Annotated in this window: 26 protein-coding genes; 7 read left to right on the forward strand and 19 right to left on the reverse strand. The window is 71.1% G+C overall.

Features of this window, described 5'->3' with window-relative positions:
* Nucleotides 1-9 precede the first annotated feature (9 nt).
* From SS2_RS14885 to SS2_RS14955, 15 genes are all read right to left on the reverse strand, one after another.
* Complete coding sequence (locus tag SS2_RS14885; RefSeq protein ID WP_066465459.1) at nucleotides 10-1,440, reverse strand: flagellar hook-length control protein FliK; 1,431 nt, start codon at nucleotides 1,438-1,440, stop codon at nucleotides 10-12.
* Nucleotides 1,437-2,165 (reverse strand): C40 family peptidase, encoded by a 729-nt coding sequence (locus SS2_RS14890; RefSeq protein ID WP_066465461.1) that lies wholly within the window; start codon nucleotides 2,163-2,165, stop codon nucleotides 1,437-1,439. Before SS2_RS14890 ends, SS2_RS14885 begins: the two co-directional genes overlap by 4 nt.
* Nucleotides 2,162-2,599: a flagellar export protein FliJ gene (locus tag SS2_RS14895; protein WP_066465462.1), complete on the reverse strand. Its 438-nt coding sequence runs from the start codon at nucleotides 2,597-2,599 to the stop codon at nucleotides 2,162-2,164. Before SS2_RS14895 ends, SS2_RS14890 begins: the two co-directional genes overlap by 4 nt.
* Complete coding sequence (locus tag SS2_RS14900) at nucleotides 2,596-3,921, reverse strand: FliI/YscN family ATPase (RefSeq protein ID WP_066465463.1); 1,326 nt, start codon at nucleotides 3,919-3,921, stop codon at nucleotides 2,596-2,598. The genes SS2_RS14895 and SS2_RS14900 overlap by 4 nt, the downstream gene beginning before the upstream one ends.
* A complete protein-coding gene (locus tag SS2_RS14905; RefSeq protein WP_066465464.1) occupies nucleotides 3,921-4,589 on the reverse strand; it encodes a FliH/SctL family protein in 669 nt (222 codons plus the stop codon). The genes SS2_RS14900 and SS2_RS14905 overlap by 1 nt, the downstream gene beginning before the upstream one ends.
* Nucleotides 4,579-5,592 (reverse strand): flagellar motor switch protein FliG, encoded by a 1,014-nt coding sequence (gene fliG / locus SS2_RS14910; RefSeq protein WP_066465465.1) that lies wholly within the window; start codon nucleotides 5,590-5,592, stop codon nucleotides 4,579-4,581. Before fliG ends, SS2_RS14905 begins: the two co-directional genes overlap by 11 nt.
* Nucleotides 5,589-7,187 (reverse strand): flagellar basal-body MS-ring/collar protein FliF, encoded by a 1,599-nt coding sequence (fliF, locus tag SS2_RS14915; protein WP_066465467.1) that lies wholly within the window; start codon nucleotides 7,185-7,187, stop codon nucleotides 5,589-5,591. The genes fliG and fliF overlap by 4 nt, the downstream gene beginning before the upstream one ends.
* Nucleotides 7,187-7,549 (reverse strand): flagellar hook-basal body complex protein FliE, encoded by a 363-nt coding sequence (gene fliE / locus SS2_RS14920; protein ID WP_066465469.1) that lies wholly within the window; start codon nucleotides 7,547-7,549, stop codon nucleotides 7,187-7,189. Before fliE ends, fliF begins: the two co-directional genes overlap by 1 nt.
* A complete protein-coding gene (flgC, locus tag SS2_RS14925) occupies nucleotides 7,549-7,953 on the reverse strand; it encodes a flagellar basal body rod protein FlgC (RefSeq protein ID WP_066465471.1) in 405 nt (134 codons plus the stop codon). Before flgC ends, fliE begins: the two co-directional genes overlap by 1 nt.
* A complete protein-coding gene (locus SS2_RS14930) occupies nucleotides 7,953-8,294 on the reverse strand; it encodes a flagellar basal body rod protein FlgB (RefSeq protein WP_066465473.1) in 342 nt (113 codons plus the stop codon). Before SS2_RS14930 ends, flgC begins: the two co-directional genes overlap by 1 nt.
* Before the next feature lie 139 nt (nucleotides 8,295-8,433).
* Complete coding sequence (locus SS2_RS14935) at nucleotides 8,434-8,784, reverse strand: hypothetical protein (RefSeq protein WP_157607368.1); 351 nt, start codon at nucleotides 8,782-8,784, stop codon at nucleotides 8,434-8,436.
* Between the two features lie 4 nt (nucleotides 8,785-8,788).
* A complete protein-coding gene (gene fliS / locus SS2_RS14940) occupies nucleotides 8,789-9,259 on the reverse strand; it encodes a flagellar export chaperone FliS (RefSeq protein WP_083942285.1) in 471 nt (156 codons plus the stop codon).
* A gap of 44 nt (nucleotides 9,260-9,303) precedes the next feature.
* Nucleotides 9,304-10,689: a flagellar filament capping protein FliD gene (gene fliD / locus SS2_RS14945; protein ID WP_066465483.1), complete on the reverse strand. Its 1,386-nt coding sequence runs from the start codon at nucleotides 10,687-10,689 to the stop codon at nucleotides 9,304-9,306.
* Nucleotides 10,690-10,879: 190 nt separating this feature from the next.
* Entirely contained in the window at nucleotides 10,880-12,094 is a 1,215-nt protein-coding gene (locus SS2_RS14950; RefSeq protein ID WP_066465485.1) for a flagellin N-terminal helical domain-containing protein, read from the reverse strand.
* 150 nt (nucleotides 12,095-12,244) lie between these two features.
* Nucleotides 12,245-13,129 carry a sigma-70 family RNA polymerase sigma factor gene (locus SS2_RS14955; protein ID WP_066465487.1) on the reverse strand — a complete coding sequence of 295 codons (885 nt, stop codon included), beginning with the start codon at nucleotides 13,127-13,129 and terminating at the stop codon, nucleotides 12,245-12,247.
* A 359-nt stretch (nucleotides 13,130-13,488) separates the two neighbouring features.
* On the opposite strand from SS2_RS14955, the gene flgN reads away from it, so the two are divergent.
* Genes flgN through SS2_RS14980 form a run of 5 tightly spaced genes read left to right on the forward strand, consistent with a single transcriptional unit; the run spans nucleotide 13,489 to nucleotide 17,958 of the window.
* Entirely contained in the window at nucleotides 13,489-13,971 is a 483-nt protein-coding gene (flgN, locus tag SS2_RS14960) for a flagellar export chaperone FlgN (protein WP_066465488.1), read from the forward strand.
* A 6-nt stretch (nucleotides 13,972-13,977) separates the two neighbouring features.
* Entirely contained in the window at nucleotides 13,978-15,396 is a 1,419-nt protein-coding gene (gene flgK / locus SS2_RS14965) for a flagellar hook-associated protein FlgK (protein ID WP_066465489.1), read from the forward strand.
* Nucleotides 15,393-16,301: a flagellar hook-associated protein FlgL gene (flgL, locus tag SS2_RS14970; protein WP_066465490.1), complete on the forward strand. Its 909-nt coding sequence runs from the start codon at nucleotides 15,393-15,395 to the stop codon at nucleotides 16,299-16,301. Before flgK ends, flgL begins: the two co-directional genes overlap by 4 nt.
* Nucleotides 16,298-16,684, forward strand: a complete 387-nt coding sequence (locus SS2_RS14975; protein WP_066465492.1) for a flagellar assembly protein FliW — start codon at nucleotides 16,298-16,300, stop codon at nucleotides 16,682-16,684. Before flgL ends, SS2_RS14975 begins: the two co-directional genes overlap by 4 nt.
* Nucleotides 16,685-16,725: 41 nt before the next feature.
* A complete protein-coding gene (locus SS2_RS14980; RefSeq protein WP_066465494.1) occupies nucleotides 16,726-17,958 on the forward strand; it encodes an EAL and HDOD domain-containing protein in 1,233 nt (410 codons plus the stop codon).
* Here SS2_RS14980 and SS2_RS14985 read toward each other — a convergent pair.
* Complete coding sequence (locus tag SS2_RS14985) at nucleotides 17,945-18,511, reverse strand: CAP domain-containing protein (RefSeq protein WP_066465495.1); 567 nt, start codon at nucleotides 18,509-18,511, stop codon at nucleotides 17,945-17,947. The two genes, SS2_RS14980 and SS2_RS14985, sit on opposite strands and share 14 nt — an antisense overlap.
* 136 nt (nucleotides 18,512-18,647) lie before the next feature.
* Between SS2_RS14985 and SS2_RS14990 the strand changes: the two genes are divergently transcribed.
* Complete coding sequence (locus SS2_RS14990) at nucleotides 18,648-20,282, forward strand: tyrosine-protein kinase domain-containing protein (protein ID WP_083942286.1); 1,635 nt, start codon at nucleotides 18,648-18,650, stop codon at nucleotides 20,280-20,282.
* A 181-nt stretch (nucleotides 20,283-20,463) separates the two neighbouring features.
* Here the strand turns inward: SS2_RS14990 and SS2_RS14995 are convergent, their stop codons facing one another.
* Both SS2_RS14995 and SS2_RS15000 read right to left on the reverse strand, forming a co-directional pair.
* A complete protein-coding gene (locus tag SS2_RS14995) occupies nucleotides 20,464-20,994 on the reverse strand; it encodes an LAVTG motif-containing sortase-dependent surface protein (protein ID WP_066465496.1) in 531 nt (176 codons plus the stop codon).
* A gap of 65 nt (nucleotides 20,995-21,059) precedes the next feature.
* On the reverse strand, nucleotides 21,060-22,955 hold the full coding sequence (locus SS2_RS15000) for a DUF4012 domain-containing protein (RefSeq protein ID WP_169796314.1): 1,896 nt from the start codon (nucleotides 22,953-22,955) through the stop codon (nucleotides 21,060-21,062).
* Nucleotides 22,956-23,100: 145 nt separating this feature from the next.
* Between SS2_RS15000 and SS2_RS15005 the strand changes: the two genes are divergently transcribed.
* Nucleotides 23,101-23,700, forward strand: coding sequence for an arsenate reductase/protein-tyrosine-phosphatase family protein (locus SS2_RS15005; RefSeq protein WP_066465500.1), 600 nt, complete (start codon nucleotides 23,101-23,103; stop codon nucleotides 23,698-23,700).
* Here SS2_RS15005 and SS2_RS15010 read toward each other — a convergent pair.
* Nucleotides 23,690-26,740, reverse strand: coding sequence for a sacsin N-terminal ATP-binding-like domain-containing protein (locus SS2_RS15010; RefSeq protein ID WP_066465505.1), 3,051 nt, complete (start codon nucleotides 26,738-26,740; stop codon nucleotides 23,690-23,692). The two genes, SS2_RS15005 and SS2_RS15010, sit on opposite strands and share 11 nt — an antisense overlap.
* Between the last annotated feature and the right edge of the window lie 10 nt (nucleotides 26,741-26,750).

The raw sequence follows: 26,750 nt of genomic DNA on the forward strand, positions 1-26,750 counted from the left end.
GTGCGGTCCTTAGGTGAGGATGTCGACGCCGTGGGCGCCCGAGGAGGTGGGGGTGACGGGGGCCGTCGGTACGGCGAGGGGCTCGCGGGTCGTCGTGGCTGCTGCGGGTCCAGACCGGGCGCGCCCGGAGCCGTCCCCGTTCCAGCCGAGGTCGGCGGCGGCGCCCTGCCCAGCCCGTCCCCCCGTACCAGAGTCCGCGCCGAGGGACAGGGACGCGTTCATCCCGGTGCCGGCGAGGTCGCGGCGCAGGTCGGTGAGCAGGTTCCGCAGGCCTTCCCGAGCGGCGTCGGTGGCGCCGACGAGCTCGATGCGGATGCCCTCAGCCCCGATGTGCGCGCGGACCTGGACCGGACCGAGGTTCTCCGGGGTGACCTTGAGCGTGAGCACGTGCTCCCCGGGGGCCGCGGTGCGCAGCGCGAGCACAGGTCCGCGGACCTGCTCGGCCAACGATGCCTGCGCCGTCGGGCCGGTGGCGGCCGTGGCCGTCGCCCGCTCGACGCCGGTCAGCCCGGACAGCGTCTGGGCGAAGGCTGCGGCGTGCGCGGCCGGCGCGGGGCCCGCGGCGGGGGCGGCGGCCTCCGCCACCGGCACGTGCCCGGCACCGCCCGCGGTGCCACCCGAGGTCGCGTCGCCGGAGGCGGCGCCCTGGGCGGTCGTGACCGCGGCGAGCAGCACGGGGGCGGCGCCGGCGGCCGGCACCGGGGTGGTGGGGACGAGCGGGAGCACGGGCAAGCTCTCGCCGGGGCGGGTCGTCGCCTGTGCGGTGGCACCCGCCGCCGGCTGATCGGTCGAGGCCAGCACCACGGCGGGCGTCGCCGTCGGCCCGGCGGCTGCTGCGCCGCCACCCGGGGCGCCGAGCGTCGGTTGAGCGAGGGCCGCCACGCCGGGCACGGGCTGCCCGACGACGGCCGCCGCCGCGGACGGCGCCCCACCCTGAGCGGGTGCGGCGCCGGTGAGCGCGGCGTCTACGGCTGACGCAGGAGTCGTGGCGCTGAGGTCTCCCGCACCGGTGACCGCCGCTGCCTCGCCGGGTACGCCGAGAATGCCCACGAGACCCGCCGGGACGGTGAGCACCGGTTGCACCGGCGTCTCCCCCGCGACGGCTGCGACTGCGTCGGCGGCCTCTGCGGCGGTCGTCGTCTGGGTGAGCGCGGTGTCGCCTGGACGGTCGGTCCCCCGGGTCGAACCAGCCCGGTCGCTCTGTGCTGCGCGGTCGACCCGGCGGGCGTCCAGACGGCCGGTCCGCGCGACGTCGCTGCGGTCGTCCCGGGTGCTCGGACGGTCCTCGGCGCGCGTGGTCGACGGTGACCTGTCACCTGTCTCCTTGCGCAGCGCACGCGCGAAGTCGTCCCCCGAGCGGGGTGCGGCCGACCGCTGGGCGCCCTGGACCGCGGGGGCGGTCTGCGGGGCGCGCGGGGCGGCGGGGATGAGCTGGCTCATGCGGCGTCTCCAAGTCGAAGGGTGAGGGCGGAGCGGTGGGCTGCGCTCGTGGCGAGCGCCTGCTCCAGTGCGGCAGCCGCCGAGGTCGCGGCGGTGGCTGTCGTGTCGGTCGATCCGGTCCCCAGGACCCGTCGGATGGTCGTCGGGGTCTCGTAGACGTCCCGCTGACGCACCACGTCACCGGGCTTGGGGGCGTCGATCATCCGGCCACCACCGACGTAGATCCCGATGTGCGAGCCACCACCGAAGACCAGCAGGTCGCCCGGGACCGCCTCGGCCAGGGAGGCCACCTCGGTCCCCTGGGTCATCTGGTCCCGGGCGACCCGTGGCATGTCCACACCGAGGGCGCCGAGCGACCGCTGGACAAGACCGGAGCAGTCCAGCCCGGCCGTCGTCGTGCCGCCCAGGACGTAGGGCACGCCGAGGTAGGTGCGCGCCTGCGCCACGAGGTCTGCGCCCGTCGCAGGCCGCGCGGACGCCGCCTCGATGAGCGCGTCCACGCCGGTCGCGCTCGTGAGGTCGGCCTCGGCCAGCACCGTGGCGAAGTCCGCCGTGCCCGACGCCGCAGCCACGGCGGACGCTCCACCGGGCGCCGACGCGCCGGTCATCGCGGTCCCCATCACTCCGGAGGCCGCTGCCGGTCCGGAGACGGACGCTGCGAGGGCGGTCATCCGCTCCTCGATCTGACCGATCCGGCCCGCGATCGCGGCCATCCCGGCGGTCACAGCTCCACCTCCAGGGTGTCGCGGGCAGGCCCGCGGGAGGCGATCTCGTCGAGCACGATCTGCTCCTGACGCAGGTCTTCGATCATCTCGGCCTCCTCGTGCCGCTCGGCGAGCTTCTCCAGAGGCACCGCGCGGCGGCGGGCATCCGCCCAGGCCATCTCCCGCTGGTGCACCTCGGTGGCGGCCATCGACGACGCCGCGGCGGACTCGACCGCGAGGCTGCGCAGGGACGCGCGGATCGCCACGGCGGACCGCCACGCGCCGACGTCGGTCGCGGGGTCGAAGTCGTGGTCGGCGAGGGCGTCGTCGGACCGGGACTGGCGCACGAGCGCGGCCCGGCGCGCGGCGTTGGCGGTGGCGAGGTCAGCGGCCGCCTGGTCCTCCTGGAGCCGGCGCAGCCGCAGCAGCCCGGCCAGGCGGTAGGGGCGGCTCATCCGGGCATCCCCGGTGCGTGCACGAGCGCGGAGAGCGCGGCCCAGGACTGCGCGGCCGCCGCGGGCTCGTCAACCCCCTGCTGCAGGAACGCGTCGATCGCCCCCTGGTGCGTCAGCGCGGCGTCGACCAGCGGGTTGGAGCCGGAGACGTACGCCCCGACGTCGACGAGGTCCTGCACGGACCGGCGCGCGGCCATGACCTTGCGCAGCGTCGTCGCGTCCGCGCGCTGGGCGGCGTCGGTGACGCGGGTGGCCACGCGGGAGATGGAGGCGAGGGCGTCGATGCTCGGGAAGTGGCCCGCGACGGCGAGCTTGCGGTCGAGCACGACGTGACCGTCCAGGATGGACCGGGCGGCGTCGGCGATGGGTTCGTTGTGGTCGTCGCCGTCGACGAGCACCGTGTAGATGCCGGTCACCGACCCGCGCGCGGAGGTTCCGGCACGCTCGAGGAGCTCGGCGAGCAGGGAGAAGGTGGACGGCGGGTAGCCGCGGGTGGCCGGGGGCTCCCCGACCGAGAGGCCGATCTCACGCTGGGCCATGGCCACCCGGGTGAGGGAGTCCATCATGAGCACCACGTCCTGGCCCGCCTCGCGGAAGTCCTCCGCGATCCGCGTCGCCACGAAGGCGGCACGCAGGCGGACGAGCGCCGGCTCGTCCGAGGTGGCCACGACGACGACGGAACGCGCCAGGCCCTCGGGGCCGAGGTCGTCCTCGAGGAACTCGCGGACCTCACGCCCACGCTCGCCGACCAGCGCGATGACCGAGACGGCGGCGTCGGTGCCGCGGGCGATCATCGACAGCAGGGTCGACTTGCCCACGCCGGAGCCGGCGAACAGGCCCATGCGCTGGCCGCGACCGACGGTGGTGAGGGTGTCCAGGGTGCGCACGCCGAGGGTGAGCGGCTGGCTCACGCGCTGACGCTCCAGCGGGTGGGGGGCGCGTCCGTCGAGCGGGACGGTGCGGGTCCCGGTGAGCGGGCCGCGTCCGTCGAGGGGACGCCCGAGCCCGTCGACCACCCGGCCGAGCAGCCCGTGCCCCACGGGCACGCGCAGCGCCCCGCCGGTCGAGCGGGCCACGAGCCCGGGACGGACCCCGCGCATGGCGCCCAGCGGCATGCACCGTGCGGCGGTCGGGGTGACCGCGACGACCTCGGCAAGCATGGAGGAGGTGGGGTCGTCGCCCTCGCCGAGGGCGATCACGTCACCGAGGGCGCAGTCCAGGCCCACCACGTCGAGGGAGAGCCCGACGGCGGAGCTCACCTTCCCCACGCGCTCGGGTCGGGCGGCGTGCAGCACCTGCGCCCACTCGGTCGCGGCGGTCATCACCGGCTCCCGGCGGCGCTCGGCATGAGCGCCGGGCTGTCCAGCAGCGCGGTCCGCGCGCGGTCGAAGGCGGTCTCGATGCGGGCGTCGAAGAAGCCACCCTCGAAGGTGCTCACCGCGTCTCCGGGGGCCAGCGACGGGTCGGCCACGAGGGTGACGCCGGCGAGGTCCCCGCCCGAGACCGTCCCGCCGTGGGCGCGGCCTGAGGCGGTCAGGGCCGCGAGGTCTCGCGGGTGCATCCGCACGGTCTGGACGCGGACGTCGTGGGGCAGCTGGGCGGCCCGTGCCAGGGCTGCCGTCGCGCCGTGCTCGACGTCGCGGAGCTCAGCGCCGAGCACGGCGCGAGCGAGCTCGAGGGCGCGCAGGTGCAGCAGGTCACGGGCCTCGTCCAGAACCGGGACCACCCGGTCCACAGCGGCCCGCGCCGCGAGCTCGAGGGCGCGGACGGCGGCCCGGTGGGCCTCCTCCCGCGCGGCCTCGGCTGCGGCAGCCTGGGCGAGCAGACGCTCGTGCAGGCCCTGGGTCGCCTCGGCCGCTGCGCGGCTGCCGGCGGCGAAGCCTGCCGCGTACCCGCTGACGTGGGCGCGCTCCTGGGTCTGGCGCACCCGCTCGTCGGTGACGACCGTCAGGCGCGCGGCGCCGAAGGCCTCCCTGGCCTCAGGAGACATACTCGTCTTCCCCGTCCCGACGGATGACGATCTGGCCGCCTTCCTCGAGCCTGCGGATGACCTGGACGATCGTGGCCCGGGCCTCCTCGACCTGGGACATGCGGACCGCACCGAGCAGCTCGATCTCCTCGAGCAGGTTCTCGCTGGCCCGCTCGGACAGGTTGCGCAGCACGGCGTCGCGCTCGCCCGGTCCGGCGCCCTTGAGCGCGAGAGCCAGGCTCCCCGACTCCACGCCGCGCAGCACGAGCTGCAGCGCGCGGTCTTCCAGCAGGACGATGTCGGCGAAGACGAACATGCGCGAGCGCACCTCTTCGGCCAGCTCGACGTCGCGGGTCTCCAGGCCTTCGAGGATGAGCTTCTCGGTGCCCGGGTCAGCCCGGTTGATGATCTCCACCAGCGGTCCGACGCCACCGATCGCGGAGGTCTCCCGCGGGGTGAGCACGGCGGAGGCCTTGCGCTGCAAGGACTCCGCGACGACGGAGACGACGTCCGGCGCGGCCCGCTCCATGAGCGCGATGCGGTGGGCGACCTCGCCCTGGGTGTCGTTGGGCAGCCCCGCCAGGATGGCCGAGGCGTGCTCGGGACGCAGGTGCGCCAGCACGAGCGCCATGGTCTGGGGGTGCTCGCCGTTGAGCAGCGCGAGCACCTGGCGGGCGTCGGCCTGCTGGAGGAACTCGAAGGGCTGCCCCGCCATGGAGGTGGCGAGACGGTCGAGCATGTCCTGGGCGCGGGCGCTGCCCATGGAGCCCTCGAGGAGCTGCTGGGCGTAGCCGATGCCGCCGTTGGCGATGCTCGACGTCCCGCCCAGGGTCACCGCGTAGAACTCCGAGATGACCTCGTCGGCGACCTCGCGGTCGACGCGTCCCATCTGCAGGATCTCCGCGGTGAGCTCTTCGATCGCGCTGTCGTCGAGCTGGGACATGACCTTGACTGCTCGCTCGCGCCCGATCTGCATGAGCACGAGGGCGGCCTTCTGGGTCCCGTTGAGCGTGGCTGACCTCATGCGTTGGACCTCGTATCCATCCACTCGCGCAGCAGCTCGGCGACCTGCTCCGGCTGCTCGTCGACGAGGGTGACCACGTCGGCTCGCTTGCGCTCGATCTGCAGCTGCTCCGGGCTGGGTCCGCTCGGCAGCTCGGGGAGCTCGACGATCGTCGCGCTGTCCAGGGCCGCGGCGCTGAGGGCCAGCGCGTCGTCGACGAGGCTCAGCTCGCCGAGGTCGAGGGACTCGCGGGGGTCAGCCTTGGGGCGACGACGCCTGCCGAGCATGATGGCCAGGAGCACCAGGGCGAGCAGCACGCCACCGGCGATGACGAGCGTCTGGATGGTCTTGGCCTTGGCGGCAGCGGCATCGACGGCCGCTGCGGCGTCGAGGGCGGACTGCGCCGCACTGGCCGAGGACGTGTCGAAGGCCATCCGGGCGACCGTGACCACGTCGCCGCGCTCGGCGTCGATCCCGGCCGCGGAGGAGACCATGGCCTGCAGGTCGGTCATGTTGATCGCTGCGGCGGCTTGCTGGTCCACCGCGACGGAGACGGACTGGCGGCGCACGGTGCCCGGCGCGGCGACCGTGTGCTCGGTGAGCTTGTCCACGGCGTTGTTGGACTCGGCGGTCTCGTTGCGGTAGGCGCCGTCGCCGTCCTCGCCGTCCGGGACAGCGATGTTGTCCGGGCCGAGCACGCCGGTGGCTGCAGAGTTCGTGCCGGTGTACTCCTCCAGGGTGCTGCGCTCGGTGAGCGCCGGCACTCCTTCGGTCGCGTTGAAGGTCTCCTGGGTGCGTTCGGTCGTGTCGTAGTCGAGGTCGGCCGTCACCGTGACGACGGCCTTGCCCACGCCGAGGATCGGGTCGAGCATCGACTGGATGGAGGCCGCCACGCGCTCCTCGTAGGCGAGGGTCTGCTTGTTGGCCCCGCTCGCCGCGGTGCCGGAGCCGACGGCGGAGAGCACGGTGCCGGTCGAGTCGATGACGGCGACGTCGGTCGTCTTCATGCCTTCCACGCTCGCCGAGACGAGGTGGACGATCGACTGCACCTGGTCGTCGTTGAGGACGGCACCGGACTTGGTCTTGATGAACACCGACGCGGTCGGGTCAGCCTTGGTGGAGACGAAGACGCTCTCCTCGGGCATGGCGAGCTTGACCGTGGCGGTCTCGACCCCGGCCATCGCCGAGACGGTCTTGCCGATCTCGCCCTCCAGGGCGCGCTTGTACGTGACGTCCTGCTGGAACTCCGAGGAGCTCATGCCCATGGAGTCGAGCAGCGAGTAGCCACCTTCGCTCGTGGGGGACATCCCGCTCGCGGCGATCTTCAGGCGCATGTCGTACACCGAGTCCGAGGGCACCAGGATGGTCGCCCCGCCGTTGGTCAGCTCGTAGGCCACGCCCTGCGCGGTGAGCTGGTCGACGATCGCGCTGGCGTCAGCCGGTGCGAGATCGGTGTACAGCGGGGAGAACTGGGGCCGGGACAGCCAGGCGCTCAGCCCGATCAGCGCGACCGCGAGGACCGCGACGCCGATCAGCGCGAGGGTGCGCTGGGCGACGGTGAACTCGCGGACGGAGGTGGTGATCCGTCCGAAGGCGGAGGTGATCTGCGGTGGCATCAGGCCTGCATCCTCATGATCTCGGTGAAGGCGTCGACGGCCTTGTTGCGGATCGCAGCGGTGAGCTCGAGGGTCACCTTCGCCTCGGTCGAGGCGACCGTGTAGTCGTGGATGTCGTCGAGGTCACCGGTGACCGCGCGGACCGCCAGGGCGTTGGAGGTGTCCTGCAGCCCTTGGAGGTTGTCCACCGCACCGGTGAGCACGGAACCGAAGGCGCCCGAGGATGCCGACGTCGCTGCGGCCCCGGCACTCGCAGCGAGGCTGCTCGGGTCGATCACGTCGGGCCGGGTCAGGTACCCGGTCCCGGAGACAGCGGACCCGCTGGTCAGGGCCGAGATGGCGTCGAGGGCGGGGATGGTCATCAGTTGCGTCCGATCTGGAGTGCTGCCTCGTAGGTCGCCTTGGCCCGGTCGACGACGGCGGCGCTGGCCTGGTAGCCGCGCTGCGCCATGATCATCTGGGACATCTGGCTGCCCATGTCGATGTCTGGGTACTTCACGTAGCCCTCGGCGTCGGCGAGGGGGTGCTCGGGCTCGTAGACCATGCGCCCTTCGGCGCTGCCCAGCTCGATGCCCTTGACCTGGACGCCCTGGCCGTTCTCGGGATAGCCGATGGCCGTGGCCACGACGTAGCGCGCCTGGAAGGCGGCGCCGTCGGTCGCGGTGACGGTGTTCATGTTCGCGAGGTTGTCGCTCACCGCGTCGAGCCACTTGCGGTTGACGGTCATCCCGGTGCTGGCGATCCCGATCGCGCCGAAGGTGCCCATCAGTTCGTCCTCATGGCCGTGCGAAGGGAGGAGAAGGTGCCGTCCACCGCTTGTGTGGCCAGCTGATAACGCAGGTTCGTGTCGACATTGAGCAGCGTCTCTGCGTCGAGGTTGACGTTGTTGCCGTCCAACCGGGTGGGCTCCAGGGACCGAGCCTCGCTCGCGGTGACTGCGCCGTCGCCGCGCCGGACTGCCGAGGCGAGCTCGCTCTCGAAGGAGACGCGCCCGGCGAGGTAGTTCGGGGTGTTGATGTTGGCGACGTTGTTCGCGATCACCCGCTGGCGGAGCGCGAGACCGTCCAGGGCGCTGTTGAGCGCCACATAGGTCACAGAATCGAACACGGCTGTCCCCTGAGTAGTGGGTTGGAACGGCCGATCCGTGGCCTGAGTACGCGAGCCGTCCTGGCTCACTCTGACTATCGGTTGCCTGGTGGGAGCTATGAGGACTTTCATCCGTCCGCTCTTGTCAGGACCGGGGGTGTCACCCCAGGGTGTCGAGGTAGACCGCCTGCGGGGCGTTGCGCCGGCGCAGGGTGTCAGCCACCCGCAGGTGCGCGCGAGTGGTCACCAACGTCTCGTTGAGGGTCGCGGTGAGCACGCGCTGCTGGTTGACGACGGCCTCTGCGCGTCCGCGCAGGGCGTCGGGCAGCGGGCCGAGGTCGGTCGGGGGGACCCACTGCGCTGCGAGGAGCAGGTCTGCGACGGCCGGAGCGTCGTCGCCCGGGGAGTCCTGAGCGGTGACCGTCGGCGGCCGGACGAGGAGCTGGTGCGTGCGCTGGATGTCAGTCTCGAGCTCGTCGAGAACAGCCTCCCAGCGAGCGGTCGCGGTCACGGTCTCAGCCGACACCGAGGACACCACCGACGCCAACCATGGTGGCGTTGGCCGAGGAACGGTTCGCCGCGGACGAGCGCGCAGCGGACGGGGTCAGGCTGGCGGCCGCCTCGTGCCAGGCCGCACGCAGCGGCTCGACCGTCGCACGGCAGGCCGCGGTGACCTGCGGGTCACGAGTGATGTTGGCGCGGATGAGCTCACCGAGGAGGTGGGTGTACAGAGCGTGCAGCCCCGGCCCCCCGTCCCACGCGGTCACGTCGAGGGTGACCAAGAGCTCGGCAACGATGTCCTGAGCGTGGGTGAGCTGGGTGTTGGACTCCACGAGGTCACCAGCCAGCTGGGCCTTGCCCGCGCGGTCCAGGTCGAGGACCAGCCGGTCGTAGAGCATCGTCAGCAGACGAGCCGGGCTCGAGCTGAGGACGGTGTCGTTGAGAAACTGCGCACGCTGGGCGTCGGAGCTCATCAGGTTGCTCATGACGGACCTATCGGCTCCGGGTGAGCGGGTATGAGGACTCTGGATCAGCTCGACGACGAGAGGCCGGCGAGCTGGCCGGCGAGCCACGAGGACTGCGCGTTGAGGCCGCTGAGAGTGACCTCGAGGGCTGAGTACGTCTTCTGCAGGCCTTCCTTGCGCACTGCGAGACGCCGGTCCCAGTCCTCGACCTGCGAGGACAGGTTCTTGCTGAAGCTCTCCTGGTTGACGATCTTCTGGGTGAGGCTGCCGTCGATCTTGTCCGAGGCGCGCGTCGCGACCTCGGCGACGCGCTCGGCCACGCCTGAGACGATCCGCTGGACCTTGGCCGGGTCAGCGGCCATGGCGGCGGTGAACTTAGCCTCATCGAAGGTGAAGGTCCCGTCCTTGCCGATGACGATCCCGACCTCGGAGGGCGAGAACCCGTCGACGGGATACGAGACAGCAGAGACGATCGCCTGGTTGAGCGACCGGGTCGCGCTGTCACCACCCAGCACACCAGCGGTGATGACGGTCCCGCCATCAGAGGCTGTGGTCGTGGTGGTCGCGGTGCGGGACTTGATCTCGGACAGCACCACGCCCACCGCACCGACGAGGTCGGAGGCGAGCTTCTTCAGGGCCGTGTTGTCGCGGGCCACCGTCACGGTGACAGGCGTCGGCTCGAGGGCGGAGACGGTGATGCTCACGCCGCCGAGCACGTCGGAGAAGGTGTTGGTCGCGGAGGTCACCGGCTGGTTGCCCCACAGGGTGATCTGCGCGTCGCCGGCCGCCACGATCGCGCCGGCACGGCCGATGAGCGGAGCCGGTGCCGTACCCGCCTGGATGTCCGCCTCGGCTACGGTGCCCACGTGCAGATCGAAGGCGGCGACCGCGCCGGTGTTCTTCGCGGTGAGCTGCAGGCGGGACTCGGTCTCGGAGATCTTCACCACGCTCGCGGTGATGCCCGTGTCGGCCGTGTTGAGCTTGGCGGCGAAGCCCGCGAGGTCGGTGACGTCCGTGAGGTCGACGACGGTCGCCTTGGCGGTCGCGCCGCTGCCTGTGGCGAGCGTGACGCTGGACGGGAGCGGATCGCCGAGCAGACTCTCCAGGGTGGTGACGGTGCCGCTGACGGAGGTCTGCGCGGAGGCCAGCTTGTCGACGCTGAAGCTCAGCGAGGAGGCCTGCGCCCCTGAGGTGGCCGTCGCGGTCACCGACTTCCCCGAGCTCGTAGCGGTCACGGCGTCCCAGGAGGTGGGCTTCGCCGCAGCCTTGGCCGCATCGGCGAGGGAGGCCACCCGGGTGTTGAGGCCTTGGAGAGCGGTGATGAAGGACTGGGTGCTGGTGACCTTCGACTTGAGCAGGGTCTGGGGCATCGCCTCGACCTGCATGAGCTGGGTGATCAGCGCCGTGGTGTCCAGCCCGCTGACCAGTCCGTCGATGCCCATCCCTGCCATGAGGTGCTCCTGTCTCCAGTGTCGTCGTGCATGCCCCACGGCGGGAGCAGCATGGTCGTGCCGTGCCGCGAAAGCCGACCGGCGGTGGCGGGACTGCCTGTCCCCCCACCGCCGGTCGATGCTGCGGTCGTTCAGTCGAACTGTGATGCAGTGGCGCGGTGGTGCTTCGACTCAGTCAGTGCTGACCGGATCAACGCAGGAGCGAGAGCACGCCCTGGGGGATCTGGTTGGCCTGCGCGAGCATCGCCGTGCCAGCCTGCGAGAGGATCTGGGCACGGGTGAAGCTGACCATCTCGGAGGCCATGTCCGTGTCGCGGATGCGCGACTCGGAAGCCGAGAGGTTCTCGACCGCGACGTTGACATTCTTGATGGTGTGCTCGAGGCGGTTCTGCACGGCACCCAGGCCTGCACGAGCGGTCGAAACCTTCTCGATCTGAGCGTCGATGAGCTTGATCGAGTCCTGCGCGTTGGCGGCGGAGTCGAACTTGAGACCCGAACCCGCGCTGGTGCCAGGAGCGGTGGCAGCGGCGATACCGACACCCGGAGCCGTGATAGCAACCTTGCCACCGTCGTTGGCCTTCACGGTGATCCCGGTACCGGCGCCGTTAGCGTCCTTGTTCACCGAGACCGTGAAGTTGGCTGCGAAGTTCGCGTCAGAACGGAGAGCGTTCGCGTAGTCCTCCACGCTCGTGACGGTCGTGTTGGGCACGGTACCGACCTTGCCGAAGTCCAGCGTCCCGGTAGTGACCGTGGTGGCTGTCGCAGGATCGGTGGGAAGGGGGCCGCCCTTGGTGCTGGTGAAGGTCGCTGCACCAGTGGTGAGTGCACTCACTGCAGCAATGTCGAAGGAGGTACCCGTGGCGGCGGTGGAGCCGCTCTTGAGTGCAGTCGCAACCCCAGTGACACTTGCACCGGACAGGTCGACCGTGATCTGGCTGTTGCTGTCTGCGCCAGCGCCGACCTGGAAGGTCAGCTTGGTCTGGGAACCATCGAGCAGGTTGGTTCCGTTGAAGTTCGTCGACTTGCCGATGCGGTCCAGCTCGGAGACGAGGCTGTCGGACTCGGTCTGGATGTTCTCGCGAGCCTTGGTGTTGTTCGAGTCGTTGGCGCCCTGGACGGCCAGGTCACGCACGCGCTGCAGGATCGCGTGGACCTCGGTGAGTGCGCCTTCAGCGGTCTGCACCACGGAGATGCCGTCCTGGGCGTTGCGGGCGGCGACCTTGAGGCCACCGACCTGTGAGCGCAGGCCCTCGGAGATCGCGAGGCCGGCAGCGTCGTCGGCTGCACGGTTGATGCGGAAACCGGAGGAGAGCTTCTCGAGCGACTTGCTCAGGTCGTTCTGGGTGTTGGAGAGGTTGCGGTAGGAGTTGACTGCCGCGATGTTCTGGTTGATCGAGAGACCCATGATGATCTTCTTCCGTGAAAGGGGGCCGAACAGAGGCGCCCGTCCGTGGGCTGCCACCCGTCCTATCGGCCCCGCCCACGTTCACATGAGAACTTTTCTGAAGAACTTTTCCGCAGAGGTTCTTCGGTGCCTCACACGCTCTAGGGGGCGTCAGCCGACGGCGATGAGCCCGGGCTGCCCGCCCGCCTCGACAGCCCCGTCGAGGGCCGCACCCGCGACCGCCATCCCGGCGATCGCGACACTGGATGCGTTGCGGGTGGCGCGCTCCGCGATCGCGGCGAAGTACGTCTCGCGGCGCCGCTGAGCCACACCTTCGGGCTGAGCCGCCGCAGGGACCATCGCGGGGTCGAGGTGGGTGTTGAGCCCGTCCCGCAGGAGCAGCATCGCCTCCGCACGTAGCTGGCTAACCCGAGACTGCGTGACGCCCAGGTCCTTGGCGATATCTGTCACCGACCGGTCGTGGAAGAACACCTGCTCGACGACGACCCGCAGCCGCTCCGGAAGTGTCTCGACTGCGGCGCGCAGGTAGCGCAGACGCTCGTCGACGATCACGGTCTCCTCCGGTCCCACCTCGCGGGCCGGCAGAACCTCGGCAAGCGCGCCGTCGTAGCCCTCGAGGCTGAGCACCCGGGTCGCAGCGTGCTCGCGAGCGCTGTCCACCTCGCTGACGTCGACGCCGAGAGCCGCAGCCAGCTCGGTGCGGGTCGGGGTCCGGCCGAGGTCGGCAGTGAGGTCGTCGGCGACGGAGGTCAGGCGCCGGGCCCGCTGGCGAGCACCTCGGGTGACCCAGTCCATCGACCGGAGCTCATCGACCATGGCGCCCTTGATCCGGATCGCGGCATAGCGGTTGAACGGCACACCGGTGGTCACGTCGTACGCTCGCGCAGCTTGGACCAGCGCCAACGCTCCCGCCGACGCCAGCTCGTCCCGAGAGACATGGCTGGGGACGCGCATGAGCAGCTCGCTGACGTGGTACCCGATCAGCGGGAGGTTCTGGGTGACCAGAGATGCCTGGTCTGCGTCCAAGGGCTGCATGTCAACCAATATCGGGGGTACGGCGGATTAGTTCAACCTTGAGCAATCGTTTTCACCCGCTCCACAAAGTGATCACGCAGTCTTGGCAATGGGGAGAAGTCCCCATGGGGCCTCGTCTCGCCTGACAGCGGTTTCATGCCATCCCTCGCTGACCTGCGTAAACGCTTACCAACCCGGTCAGCCGACCGCGAGGCGGACAATGGGCATGGCCACCACCTCGTCTACGCCGCGCACTCATGGGATCCTGGCCGCCCAGGTGACATCAGCATGCCCGAACACCTCATGGCCGCAGCGGATCTACCGATGTGCATGGTGTAGGCATCACTGCACCAACGATCACGACAAGGAGCGAAGCCTTCATGACCCTGCAAGCGCTGACCAGCGTCCTCTGGCGCGAACGCCAGCTCCTTGAGCTTCTGCTCTTCAAGCTCGAGGAGGAGCAGCTGCTCCTCACCAACGGGAAGACCCGCTGGCTCGGCCATGCCACCCGTGAGGTGGAGAACGTCCTCGAGCAGATCCGTGAGGTCGAGCTCGGTCGCTCCGTGGAGTCCGACGCCGTCGCCCGCAGCCTGGGCCTGGAGCCCGGCCGCAGCCTGCACGAGCTGGCCGAGGCCGCGCCGAGCCCGTGGGACGAGCTGCTGCGCGCGCACCGCCAGGCCTTCCTCGAGCTGACCACGCAGATCGACGCCCTCGCGGCCGGCAACCGTGAGCTCATCTCCACCTCGCACCGTGCCACCCAGGAGGCACTGGCGAACCTCCAGCACGACTCCCAGACGTACGATGCGACTGGCTCAGCCGCCCAGCACGAGGTCACCGCCCGCATCCTCGACCAGAAATTCTGAGACCCCATGAGCACCTTCTCCGGCCTGTCCACCGCCCTCTCCTCCCTGACCACCCAGCGCCAGGCCCTTGAGATCGCCGGGCAGAACATCGCCAACGTCAACACCCCGGGCTACACCCGGCAGCGGTTGGACATGGCGGCCGTCAGCGCCGGGCAGGGTGCCACGCTCTTCTCTCAGGGCAGCCTCATCGGCAACGGCGTCCAGGCGACGAGCGTGTCCCGTCTCGGCGACCTGTTCATGGACGCCCGGGTCCGCACCACCACGTCGTCGGCCTCCTACCTGACCGCTCGCACCGACGCCTACAAGCGCCTCGAGTCCACGATCGCCGAGCCCGGCACCAACGGGATCGCCAAGCAGCTCGACGACTTCTGGGCCACCTGGCAGGACGTAGCCACGTCCCCGGGCAGCGCCGCCGTCGGGCAGGTGCTGCTGGAGGGCGCGAACTCGGTGCAGCGCTCCATCGCGACCGGGTACACCGCAGTGGTGACCCAGTGGGACCAGACCCGGTCCAAGGCCGAGTCGTTGGTCTCCGACATCAACTCCACCGCCTCAGCGGTCGCCGAGCTCAACGACAAGATCCGCTCGATCTCGGTCTCCGGCGGCAACGCCAACGAGCTCATCGACGCACGTAACGTCCTGACCACGTCGCTCTCGGCCCTGGCCGGAGCGACGGTGCGCCACCGCGAGGACGGCACAGTGGACGTCAACGTCGCCGGCAACACCCTCGTGGCCGGCGTCACCGCGAACAAGCTCAAGCTCACCGGGAGCACCGAGATGGTCGGCGCCGCCGGCAACGCGGTCCGCGTCGAGTGGGACCGGGTGCCCGCTGGCAGCTCGGCCGCCCTCGAAGGCGGCCAGCTCGCGGGAGTGCTCAGTGTGCTGGCTCCGGCCGACGCCCAGGGCACAGGCGGACTGCTGGCCCAGGCCGCGGAGTCGTACAACGCGCTGGCCGCCAAGCTCGCAGCCTCCGTCAACACCCTCCACGCCCAGGGCACCCCCGGAGGCGACTTCTTCTCCCTGACGGCCGGAGCCCCCGCAGCCCTCGGCCTCACGGTCGCCATCACCGACACCACCCAGATCTCCACCGGGGACCCGACGCTCGGCCCCAACGACTCCTCGATCGCCAACCTCATCTCCATGATCGGCGACTCCAAGGACAAGGACGCGCCGGACACGGTGTGGTCCAGCTTCGTCGTGACCACCGGCGTCAAGGCCAAGGCCGCGCTGCAGAGCGCCACGGTCTCCGAGGTCGCCCGCATGACCGCCGAGAGCCTCCAGCTCGCCCAGGCCGCCGTGGACCAGGACGAGGAGAGCATCAACCTGCTCTCCTTCCAGCGCGCCTACCAGGGCGCCGCCCGCGTCATGACCACGATCGACGAGATGCTCGACCAGCTCATCAACCGAACAGGAGTCGTTGGCCGATGATCACTCGCGTCACGCACCAGTCCACCCAGCGGACCTCGCTGGCGAACCTGCAGGCCAACCTCACCAAGATGGCGAACCTGCAGGCGCAGGCGTCCAGCGGCAAGCTCATCACCAAGGCCTCCGACGACCCGGCCAAGGCCGCCGACGCGATGGCGCTGCGCAAGGAAGAGCGGGCCGCGACGCAGTTCGCCCGCAACGTCCAGGACGGCGTGAGCTGGCTGAACACGACGGACACGGCGCTGACGACGTCGGTCGCCTTCCTGCAGCGGGCACGCGACCTCGTCGTCCAGGGAGCCAACACCGGTGCGATGAACGCGGAGAGCCGCGAGGCGATCGCGGTCGAGCTCGAGGGCATCACCCGCGCGCTCGCCGGCCAGGCCAACACCACCTTCCTCGGACGCTCGGTCTTCGCCGGCACCGCCGACGGCGCCGCGTTCACCGAGACCGATGGCGTGTACACCTTCGCCGGAGCGGGCGGCGCCGTCGAACGCCGGGTGGGCACCGGGACCACGGTCCGGGTCGACACGGACGGGTCCAAGGCCTTCGGCTCGGACACCGACCCCAACTCGGCCGACCCCACCGTCTTCGCGGTGCTCTCCGACATCGTGAAGACGTTGCGGGACCCCAACGGTGACGTGGCCTCCGGCATCGACAAGATCGACTCCCGCATGGCCTCGATGCTCAGCCAGGCGGCCAGCGTCGGCGCACGCACCAACCAGCTGACCGTCGCCCAGGAGAACCTGACCACCAAGATCATGACCCTCAAGAGCGACATCTCCGGTGTCGAGGACATCGACCTCGCGCAGACCCTCATCGAGCTCCAGATGCAGGAGGTCGCCTACCAGGCCGCCCTCGGCGCGACGTCACGGGTGCTGCAGCCGAGCCTGCTGGACTACCTGCGGTGATCACCGACGTCACGCTCGTCGAGCCGCTCACGGGACTGTCCGCAGGGACACGCTTCACGCTCGACCCCCTCGACACCAACGGCCACCTCTTCGCGCTGCGCGGCACCGGAGCAGACCCGACGCGGTTGTTCCTCATGCGCCCCGAACCGTACTTCCAGGAGTACTCCCCCACCATCGACCCGTCGGTCCTGGCTGCCCTGCACCTCGATGCCGACGACGCACGCTGCGCCGTGCTCGTCATCGTCACCCCGCGCTCGGGTGCGACCCAGGCGACCGCCAACCTGCTCGCCCCGCTCGTCCTCAACACTTCGACCGGGCACGCCCAGCAGGTCATCCTCGACGGGGCCACCTGGCCCCTGCGAGCCCCGCTCGTCGCCGCCTGAGCTCGACTACCGGCCCTGTGCCACACCCATCGAGGAGTTCCATGAGCCACCCGAGTTCCCTGTCGCACGCTGACACCTACGCCGCGCCGGCCAAGCATGCCTCCGAGCACGCCCCGACGCCGGTGTTCAGCCGACTGGCCATCGTCGACCGCCGGCGCCAGGTCCTCGCCTACGCTCTGCCCATCGTGACCCCGAGCCTGGAGCCCGAGCACCGCTCCGAGGCCTTGCACCAGGCGTACCGCACGGTCGACCTCGAGAAGTACGTCGCCGACCGGCCCGCCTTCATCTGGTCCTCCCCGGAGATGCTCGCCGGCGAGGAGTCCATCCCGCCGAGCTCCGGCGGCGTCGGGCTGCTGCTCCACCCGAGCATCGTGCGCCGTGCCGACGGCGCGGAGAACGTCATCGCGCTGCGCGAGCGTCGTGTGCCCTCGATCCTCGTGGACTTCGCCGACGAGCCCGGCCAGCGCGCGTTGCTGCCCTTCGTCACCCACGTGATGATCGACGTGTCCGTGGCCGACCTCGACGTGCCGGGCCTGGTTCAGATCGCCCAGAACGCCGGCGTGAGCGTCATCGCCGAGAACGTCCAGGGCAAGCTCGGCCCCGCGCAGGCCTGGAGCTTCGGCGTGGACTACATCATGGGATCCATCTACCAGCACACCAAGCCCGTGGAAGCGCGAGCCCTCGACGCCGGAGAGATCCAGTGCCTGGAGGTCGTGCGGCTGCTCTCGGCTCCCGAGGTGGACACCGGCCGCATCGCCGAGGTCCTCTCGAGCGACCCGGAGATGGCCGTCCGGGTGCTGCACCTGGTGAACTCCGTGGCCATCGGGCTGCCGCAGCGGGTGGACTCGCTGCACCACGCGATCGTCATGCTCGGCCCCACCCGCCTGACCACGCTCGTCATGGCCTCGCTCATCAGCTCCCGCGTGCAGCAGATGGACGCGCTGTGGTTCCTGCTGGCACGTGCGGCGGCCTGCCGCGAGCTGGTCGGTGACGACACCGGGTACACGGTCGGGCTGCTCTCGGCCTTCTCGGAGGAGACCGGCATCCCCGTGCACGTCCTGGTGGAGAAGGCGCTCGTCTCCCAGGAGGTCGCCGCCGCCCTGGAGAGCATGGAGGGACCGCTCGGGGAGACCCTGGCGGCCGTCATCGCCCACGAGCAGGGGGACTCCGCAGCCATCGCCGCGACCGGCTGGACCGAGGAGCAGGTCGCCCGGGCCTACCTCACGGCGTTGCCGTGGGCGCTGGAGACGGTGCGCCAGCTCAACCCGGCGTGAGCTCACCGAGGAAGATCTGGGAGCAGAGCATCTGCTCGCCTCCTGCGCCGTCGCTCACGACGCAGGAGACTCCCACCTCGGTGAACTCGGGAGTCACGATGTTCTCCCGGTGCCCCGGAGACCCCATCCATGCGTCGACGACCGCCTCCGGTCCCAGGCTCGCCCGGCTGAGGTTCTCCCCGGCCATCGCCGCCGGCTGGCAGGCTTGCGTCACCGGCCCGAGCGGAGCGTGCTCAAGCTCCTCGCCGGCGTCGGCAAGGGCACGGGCGCGCACAGCGCCCTGCTCGGCAGCGCACTCGGAGACGGACATCGCCGGCAGGCCCAGGGCGGTTCGGGCGCGGTTGGTCTCCTCGACCAGCGCTGCCGCGTACTCCTCCGGCGAGCCCAGCACCGTCTCGTGGGTTGGCGTCGCCGGCGGGGGCGGCCCTTCGCCGTCGCCGCCCGCGCAGCCGGCGAGCATCACCAGCGCGATGGTCAGCGCGGCCAGGCGCCAGGGCCTCGCAGAGCTCTCACCTGCACCGTTGAGAACGAGCCCACGCGTCGAGAGAGTCACCGAGACAGCATAGACACTCGCCACGAGGACGTCGTTCCCCGGCGAGCGGGACCCGATTCGACGGGGCCACCATGAGAGAATCAACCTTCGTCACGGCTTCGGCCGGAGAGCCGAACCGACCCAGGAGCAGCTGCGCGTGGAACTTCAGGACTACATCAAGATCCTCCGAGCGCGGTGGGTCTCCATCGCGGTCATCACGGTCCTGGCCGCAGCAGCAGGTCTGGCAGTCTCCCTCGTCACCACACCCACCTATGAGGCTCGCGCCCAGGTGTTCGTCTCCGTGCGTACCGGCGGGTCGACCAACGACCTCCTCCAGGGGAGCAGCTTCACCCAGAAGCAGGTCAAGTCCTACACCGACCTCGTGACCAGCCCGCGGGTGCTGACCCCGGTCATCGAGCACCTCAACCTGGCGACCACGCCGGACGAGCTCGCCAAGGCGATCAGCGCGAGCTCGCCTCTGGACACGGTGCTCATCAACATCACCGCGACCGACGAGGACCCTCAGGTCGCCAGCGACATCGCCAACGCGACTGCTGACTCCCTGGCGACTCAGGTCACCGAGCTGGAGAAGCCCGACGACGACGCCTCCCCGGTGAAGATCAGCCCGGTCCGCCTGGCGACGGCGCCGACCGTGCCCTCGGCCCCCAACACCAAGCTCAACATCGCGCTCGGTTTGCTGGTCGGTCTGGCCCTCGGCGTCGGCATCGCGGTGCTGCGCGAGGTGCTCGACACCGGCATCCGGACAGAGGCGCACATCCGCCAGGTCACCGACTCCTCGATCATCGGCAAGATCGACTACGACGAGGACGCCCCCGACCACCCGCTCATCGTGCAGAGCCACCCCCAGAGCCAGCGGGCGGAGGCCTTCCGCCGGCTGCGCACCAACCTGCAGTTCCTCGACATCGCAGGGCGACCGCGCACCATCGTCGTCACCTCCTCCCTCCCGGGCGAAGGAAAGTCCACGACCTCCATCAACCTCGCCATCACCCTGGCCGACGCCGGCGCGCGCGTCATCCTGGTCGACGCCGACCTGCGCCGCCCGTCGGTCGCGCCCTACATGGGCATCGAGGGCAACGTCGGCCTGACGACGGTGCTCATCGGCCGGGCGAGCGTCGAGGACGTCGTCCAGCCCTGGGGCAACGGCAACCTCCACGTGCTGCCCTCCGGGCAGATCCCGCCGAACCCCAGCGAGCTGCTCGGGTCGACCTCGATGGCGAACCTGCTGGAGTCCCTGAGCAACAGCTATGACATGGTGCTCATCGACACCCCGCCGCTGCTTCCGGTCACCGACGCTGCTGTGCTCTCCCGGATCACTGGCGGTGCGCTGGTCGTCGTGGGAGCCAACTCCGTCAACCGTCAGCAGCTCGGGGAGTCCATGCGTGCCCTCGACACCGTCGGTGCCCGGGTCCTCGGCCTGGTGGTCAATCGGCTCACCCACAAGAAGGGTCAGGGGTACGCGTACTACGACTACGCCCCGCTCGACGTCGAGACGAAGAAGACACCCAGGTCAGCAGGCAAGTCCGCACAGCGGAACGCTCGCAAGACGGCGCAGCCGGCCCGTAGGCCGGCCGTCAAGGCCAGGACCGGCGAACCGGCCGGCCAGCCGGCCTCGCACCCGACGGCGGAGGGCGGCTCGCACCCAGAGCGCGTCAGTGTGGCCCAGCGGTCCCGGCGCATGCCGGAGTCCCACACGATCGCGTCGTTGGAGACCTTGATGCAGGACGAGCCTGAGGAACCACGCACCTGGCCCGGCGCCCCGATGGGGCGCTGACCCACCGCAGCAGGCACGACGACGCCGTGGCGCACCGGATCTCTCGGTGCACCACGGCGTCGTTGTCTGTGCCCTGGTGAGTTTGTGCTCTGGTGACCACGCGTGCACATGCCGCGGGTACGCAGAAGGGCCTGAGCTCCCAGGGGAGCTCAGGCCCTTCCGTGTGACTGATCGGGGACGATCAGGCGTTCTGCGAAGCCTGACGACGACGGGTCAGGACGACCGCGCCACCACCGACGACGACGAGCGCGCTGGCGCCCATGACGAGGGCGGGAGCGTTCGATCCGGTGACAGGCAGCGAGCCGGTGTCGGTCGCCGTGGTGGTGGATGCGCCACCGCCGGCAACGGTGAGGACCTGGTCGCCGAGCGAGTTGCCCGCGGCGTCGGTGGCGACGGCGGTGAAGACGCCAGCCGTGCCGAAGCTCACCGTGAAGGTCGCCACGCCGTTGGCGTCAGCGTTCTTCGTCAGGGACTTGGTCCCGGCGATGGTGATCTGGTCGTTGGACAGCGAGGCCGGGTTCGAGGTCACGGTCAGCGTGACCGGACCGTTGGCCAGCGCGCCGGTGATGGTCATCGTGACCGGGGCCGAGAGCGAAGGCGTCGCGTCGGTGACCCTGACGGTCACGCCGGGAGCCTCGTAAGCCATGGCGGCGGAGGGAAGGGCGATGAGCGACAGTGCCGCGGTCGCGATCAGGACAGAACGACGGTTCATGCGGATGGTCCCTTGCTTGAAGGCCCGTCGAGACACGACGACGGAGAGTGATTTCCCTGGTAACACTACACGTCAGAGCCACATTTGGGTACTAAATCGGTAGTCTTCACCCACAGGTCTTCGAGCGGAGTTGCCCGAATTGAGATCGGCCCGGGCAGATGCCCGGTCGTCACGTCATAACTGATCGTCACCGACGCTCCGGGTATGAGTTGTGTCGTCACGACAGCGACCGCGAGCCCGTCGTGGACGTGGGACGAGAACCCCTGCGGTCCGTCACTGACTCGGACCGCATCGATCAGTCCACCCTCAGGTGCGTAGAGGAGGACGTTCGTCCGCACCTCCCCCTCCGGGACCACGTTGCCACCCCCGGTCAGGTACGAGGGCAGGTCCGCTGCATCCGCCGGCGCCGTGCTGGTCAGGGTGACGTCCACGGTGACCGTGCGCGCGCCGGCGACGCACACGTCACTGCCCACGCTGACCTCCGCCCGGAGGTAGTGGCCCATCTTCGCTGCGGTGCCGTCGTTGAGATAGACGCCCAGCACGGGCGAGTCGCCGTCGGCGCCGCGAAGGTCCCCGGAGATCACCGTGCCGGTGAGGTGCACCTGCTCGTCCTCGTGCGCGGACCAGACCATGAGCCTGTCCTGGTCAGCCGCCTGGACGAGCGCGTCGACCATCGCCGAGGGGTCCCCCTGGCCCGAGGCGGCGGCGGCGAAGACCGTCGCGGCCGTCGCGTTGAAGAACAGGTCCTGCGCAGCCGGGTCGAAGATGCTCAGGTAGACCTGGTTGAGCAGCACCTGGCTCGCATTCTCAGCGGTCAGCGTGTCACCGGCCACCCGCGCGACGGGGCCGGGTGGCATCGGGACCGGGCCGGTGGCCCCCAGCACCAGCGCCAGCGTGCCGGGGTCCATGGACACGACCCCGTCGACCTCCCCGCCCACCTCCTGGGACCAGATCGACGCTGCGATCTGCGCCGAGCGGGGGAAGTCGGGGGTGAAGTTCACGTCTCGCATGTCAGCCCCGAGGTTGGTGCCGAACAATGACAGCTCCTCGGCGCTCAGCTCGACGACCGGGGCGGGCAGGTTGCCGAGATCCCCGCCGGAGCGCTGGTCGACGATGGTGACCGCGCCGGCGTCGGCGCGCAGCAGCAGCACCGACCCGGGGATCCCCCCAGTCGCGCGCGGTTCGGCAGTGTTCTGGACGAGCAGCAGATAGTCGCGCGGCCCCTCGGCGCCGAGCATGGCGGGCAGCAGCACGACGGCCTTGACGGCCGTCTTCATGGTCGAGTCCACCCGGGCGAGCTGACTGCTCAGGTCCGCGACGGGCTCAGCGACGGCTGTGAGCAGACCGGTCGCGGGGAGCGCGTCGATGCGCGCCAGCTGGTCGCGGACGGACGCCTGGGCGGCGAGCACGGTGGGTGCGGCAGCCGCGATGGGCGCGAGGTCGAGGCGACCGTCGACGAGCGCGAAGGACCCCGGGTCCACCTGGTCGAGCACCTCGAGCAGAGAGGGCAGGGTGCGCTGGGAGAGGTCATCGACGACCTCGCTGACCACCTGCACGGCGACCACGTTCTCCCCCAGACGCGGAATCTTCGTGGCGAGCCACCACTGCGGACCGTGCAACGCGTCACGGGCTGCAGTCGCGTGTCCCTGGAGATCAGCGAGAGTTGCTGAGCTCGTGGTGACGTCGCCAGCCAGCGCCTGCTCCTCGAAGGTCGAGACCAGCCCTGCTGCCTCCCGCAGGTCGTCGTAGGCGCTCAGTCCGTCAGCCGCCAACCATGCGCCCCAGCCGATCACCAGTACCAGCACCCCGGTCGCGGTGAGCAGCACCCGGCGTGCGGTTCCACGCCGACGCTTACGGGCGTGTCGCCGCGTGGGGGCGTGGGTCGATCCGGTGGACTGGACCGGGCTGCGACCGGCCCCCTCGGGAATCTGCCACTGGCTGCCCCACTTCTCGTGCGTCATGGCGGTCTCCAGGTGGTCTGTCATCGGGCGTACAGGCACCGCGAGTGTAGCGGTGACCTGGTGTGACCTGGGCGGTCGTCAGGTGCGGGACACTAGAGCCCCGTCCCCGGGGGCGCCGCAGCGCGGCCCCATCTGGACCTCTTGGATGACAGAACTGGAGCCTGCCGTGCCCGAGCCCGTCCCCGTCGCCCCGTTCACCGTTCTCGCGGTATGCACCGGAAACATCTGCCGCTCCCCCGCCGTCGAGAGGCTGCTGGGCGCGGCGCTCGGTCCGGCGTCTGGCATCGAGGTGCGGTCCGCCGGGACCCGCGCCATGGTCGGGTCGGCGATCCCCGCGGACATGGCCCGCCTCCTGGTCGCGGACGGCGTGTCCCCCGAGGGCTTTGCCGCCCGCCAGCTGACCGAGGCCATGCTGCGCGAGTCTCGGCTCGTGCTCGCGCTGACCCGGGAGCACCGCTCGCGGATCGTCGAGCTGTTCCCGGGTGCGGTCCGCCGGACCTTCACCGTCCGCGAGCTCGCGCGCCTCGCAGCGGGCGTGGCGCCGGGCGACCTCGGACCCGGCACGCCCGCCGAGCGGCTCGCTGCGCTGCTCCCGCTGGCCGCGGCTCAGCGCGGGCAGCGTCCCAGCACTCCCGACGACGACGACGTCGTGGACCCGTACGGGAGGTCGGAGACGGTGTACGCGCAGTCCTTCGCCGAGCTCGCACCCGCCGTGCGTCAGATCGCGGCGACCGTCAGAGGGTGATGTCCCACGCGCTCCCGGCGACCAGGTCGCCGTGGCGCTGCCCGTCGCGCAACGCGATCTCGAGCAGATAGCGATCGGCCCACCGGCCCGCGGCCTGTGCGCAGGCCCGGGCCGGGGCCGACGCCGGCGCGCCCGCGCGCACGTGCAGCCCACCGTCCGCGGCGACCCACCAGTCGACGTCACGGCCGTCGACGCTGAGCTGAGCGTGCTCGGCCCACTGTCCCGGCACGCCGGGCACGAGCGTGCCGATCCATCCGGGGACGTCGCGGACTTGGGGCTCGGCGGTCCCGTCGACGTCGCCGTGGACGGAGGCACCCGCTGCGTCGGGCACCTCGCAGTCCAGCGCATCGGCCACTGCGCTGACGCGGTGCGGTCCGGTCACCGGGACCACCGCACGCACCTGCGCCCACATCGGCTGGTCGGTGACGACCACCTCCTCGGCTGCGGTGATCCGGGCGGTCGCGCCGTGCAGAGCGATGAGGGCGTCGGGCAACCGGTCGAGCTCGAGCCCGGCGGCGCAGGCATGCTCGAGCGCTCCCCACACCACGCGGGCCAGCGCCAGGTCGACGGCGGTGCCCGGCGTCGTCTCGCCGAGCGCGGCGAAGAAGCCGTCCCAGGCCACCGGGTCCGCGGGGGCCAGGAAGCTGGCCAGGTCTGCGTCGGTGCTCACTCCTCCCAGCACCCGGAGGAGCGCGGGGTCGGTGAGCTGGTCGAGCTCGGCAGGGCGCGGCGGGAGGATGGCCGCCACCGCCTGCGCCTCACCGGTGGCCCACGGCGCCCCGAAGGTGTCCCGCAGGTACCAGGCCGGATAGGACAGCGCCTCGTGGGCTCCGCCCGTCCCGGCCCGTACGCCGGTGCCCAGCGCCCGGTGGAGGTCTGCGTCGCGGGCGAGCAGGTCCATCACTGCCGGCCAGGCGTCGTCCTCGACGACGTCGAGGTCGGCGACGCTCCAGACCGCATCGACGATCTCGTCCGGCCCGAGCACGGACTCGAGGTAGTCCTCGTAGTCGGACCACCCCGGTAGCGAGACCTCTGCGGCGTCGGGCGCGACGAGCTGAGCCGAGAGCGCGAAGCGGACGCCGAGCACCCGCGCGGTGGCCTCGGTCAGGCGCACGAGGCTCGCCGGGTCCACGACGGCGAGGTCGAGATGGTCGTCCGCCCAGCTGCCGGGCCACGACAGCTCCTCCGCGCGCTGCCAGGTGCCGTCCTCGTCCGGCAGCGGCACGAGGGAGAGCCAGCTCGGGAGGTCTGCCGGGGCGAGGTCATGGCCGGCGACCACGCGCTCGACGAGCATCAGCACGGCGGTGACGTCGTCCGTCTCGTCCGACTCCTCGACGTCGTGGCCCAGCAGCTCCTCGGCTGCCCGGCGCACCGCCCGCTCCACTGCTGGCAGCGCCAGCACGGCAGGGTCGTCGTCCGGCAGGGCGCCGAGGCGGCGCAGCAACGGGTGTGCGGCGCCCGGGTGGACCACGCGGAGCCCGTCGAGCGCTGGTGGTTCGGCGCTCTGGCTCAGCACCAGCCCGTGCGCGCCGCGGACGGTGCCGCCGTCGGCGCAGGGGACGAGGATCGCGTCGAGAGCCTCGCGGACGGGTCGGTCGTCAGCAGAGGGGGCAAGGGCGTCGTAGAGGTCGCGCCACTGCCCCGGGGTCAGGCCGTCGGGCAGCGCGTCGACGATGTCAGCCAGGGTTCGCACCTGCATGCCGAGCAGCCGGGCAGCGCTCAGCCGGCGGCGATCCACCTCGATCACCCCGAGACCCGTGCGGGCCAGCGCGGCGACCAGGGCGGGGCTGCTCTCGCCGTCGATGACTGTCAGGTCGGTGGCCAGACGCCCGGAGAACACTGGAGCGGCACGCAGCTCGGAGATCGTCGCGTCGCACAGCTCGGCGTCCAGGCGCCCGCGGGGCAGCCCCGTGGGGACGAGGTCCAGGGGGTCCGGCACCTGCCGGGCCAGCTCGCCGAACGCCTCGGCTGCGGCGCGGACGACGAACTGCGCGAGCGGTCCCTCGGCGACGTGCCGGCGCGAGGGATCGAGCGGGAAGGTGGCCAGGAGCAGAGCCGGGAGCGAGAGCGGCTCGTCGGTCGGGGTGGGCGCGTGCACCACGGCCCCGGTCACCGGGCGGCTCGGGTCGCGCGGGTATGCCCAGGTCACCGCCCACTGCGTGCGAGCCCGTTCCTCGACCGGGCGGTGCGCCAAGAGGTCCGCGGGCACGGCCCCGGTGCGGGTCACCGAGATCCACCGGGACTGGGCGTCGCTCAGCTCGCGCCGCTCGTGGCCGTCGTCGACCTCGATGACGGCGAGGGCGGGCAAGGCGAGCAGGAGCGCGTCGTCGACCGCGGCGAGCTGCTGGCGGACCGCACCGACGGCCGTCGCGTCGCGCAGGACGAGGGTGACGACGGTGTCGAGGTCGGCGAGGTCGGCGAGGTCGGTGGTGCCGACGGTCGCTTCAGCGCCGGGCTGGTGGGCGGGCGCGGGGAAGGGCAGGCGCAGGACGGGGAGCGCGAGACCGCGGGCGTCGATCTGCTGGGCCAGGGCTGGTATCCCGGCCAGCGCCGGACGGCTCTGGTCCAGGCTGAACCGCACACCGCCCTCGCGGGAGGCGACCGTGATGTCGTCGGAGACGGACCGCACCGCGGCGAACCCGACGCCGAAGCGCCCGACGGCCCCGGCACTCGCCGCCGGGGTTGCGTCGGTCGTCGCGTAAGTCGTCGCGCCGGCCGTCGCACCGGTCTTCGCGGAGGCGCGCAGCGAGGACAGCGACGCGACACCGTCGGCGTCCAGGCCGGTGCCGGTGTTCGCAGCGATGAGACGGACGCCGTGGGCGTCCTCGACGAGCCGGAGCACGAGGCGACCAGCCACACCTGCCCGGGCCGCGGCGTCGGCGGCGTTCTGGGCGAGCTCGACGATCACGCGGTCCCGGTAGTAACCGGTCGCGTGGTCCTCCTCGGTGTTCGCGTCCTCGCGGAACCGGGCCGGTGACCGCTCCCACGCAGTCAGGACCGCCGAGCGCAGCTCGGCGGTCCTGAACGGGTCGGTCGTCATCGGTGGCTCG

Source organism: Sanguibacter suarezii NBRC 16159, assembly GCF_001552735.1.
Taxonomy (GTDB): Bacteria; Actinomycetota; Actinomycetes; order Actinomycetales; family Cellulomonadaceae; genus Sanguibacter; species Sanguibacter suarezii.

Excerpts from the sequence above, each read along its gene's own strand:
- SS2_RS14885 (WP_066465459.1), bottom strand. The coding sequence starts at position 1,440 with ATGAGCCAGCTCATCCCCGCCGCCCCGCGCGCCCCGCAGACCGCCCCC.
- SS2_RS14895 (WP_066465462.1), bottom strand. The coding sequence starts at position 2,599 with ATGAGCCGCCCCTACCGCCTGGCCGGGCTGCTGCGGCTGCGCCGGCTC.
- SS2_RS14900 (WP_066465463.1), bottom strand. The coding sequence starts at position 3,921 with ATGACCGCCGCGACCGAGTGGGCGCAGGTGCTGCACGCCGCCCGACCC.
- SS2_RS14905 (WP_066465464.1), bottom strand. The coding sequence starts at position 4,589 with ATGTCTCCTGAGGCCAGGGAGGCCTTCGGCGCCGCGCGCCTGACGGTC.
- fliG (WP_066465465.1), bottom strand. The coding sequence starts at position 5,592 with ATGAGGTCAGCCACGCTCAACGGGACCCAGAAGGCCGCCCTCGTGCTC.
- fliF (WP_066465467.1), bottom strand. The coding sequence starts at position 7,187 with ATGCCACCGCAGATCACCTCCGCCTTCGGACGGATCACCACCTCCGTC.
- fliE (WP_066465469.1), bottom strand. The coding sequence starts at position 7,549 with ATGACCATCCCCGCCCTCGACGCCATCTCGGCCCTGACCAGCGGGTCC.
- flgC (WP_066465471.1), bottom strand. The coding sequence starts at position 7,953 with ATGGGCACCTTCGGCGCGATCGGGATCGCCAGCACCGGGATGACCGTC.
- fliS (WP_083942285.1), bottom strand. The coding sequence starts at position 9,259 with ATGAGCAACCTGATGAGCTCCGACGCCCAGCGTGCGCAGTTTCTCAAC.
- fliD (WP_066465483.1), bottom strand. The coding sequence starts at position 10,689 with ATGGCAGGGATGGGCATCGACGGACTGGTCAGCGGGCTGGACACCACG.
- SS2_RS14950 (WP_066465485.1), bottom strand. The coding sequence starts at position 12,094 with ATGGGTCTCTCGATCAACCAGAACATCGCGGCAGTCAACTCCTACCGC.
- SS2_RS14955 (WP_066465487.1), bottom strand. The coding sequence starts at position 13,129 with ATGCAGCCCTTGGACGCAGACCAGGCATCTCTGGTCACCCAGAACCTC.
- flgN (WP_066465488.1), top strand. The coding sequence starts at position 13,489 with ATGACCCTGCAAGCGCTGACCAGCGTCCTCTGGCGCGAACGCCAGCTC.
- flgK (WP_066465489.1), top strand. The coding sequence starts at position 13,978 with ATGAGCACCTTCTCCGGCCTGTCCACCGCCCTCTCCTCCCTGACCACC.
- flgL (WP_066465490.1), top strand. The coding sequence starts at position 15,393 with ATGATCACTCGCGTCACGCACCAGTCCACCCAGCGGACCTCGCTGGCG.
- SS2_RS14980 (WP_066465494.1), top strand. The coding sequence starts at position 16,726 with ATGAGCCACCCGAGTTCCCTGTCGCACGCTGACACCTACGCCGCGCCG.
- SS2_RS14995 (WP_066465496.1), bottom strand. The coding sequence starts at position 20,994 with ATGAACCGTCGTTCTGTCCTGATCGCGACCGCGGCACTGTCGCTCATC.
- SS2_RS15000 (WP_169796314.1), bottom strand. The coding sequence starts at position 22,955 with ATGACGCACGAGAAGTGGGGCAGCCAGTGGCAGATTCCCGAGGGGGCC.
- SS2_RS15005 (WP_066465500.1), top strand. The coding sequence starts at position 23,101 with ATGACAGAACTGGAGCCTGCCGTGCCCGAGCCCGTCCCCGTCGCCCCG.
- SS2_RS15010 (WP_066465505.1), bottom strand. The coding sequence starts at position 26,740 with ATGACGACCGACCCGTTCAGGACCGCCGAGCTGCGCTCGGCGGTCCTG.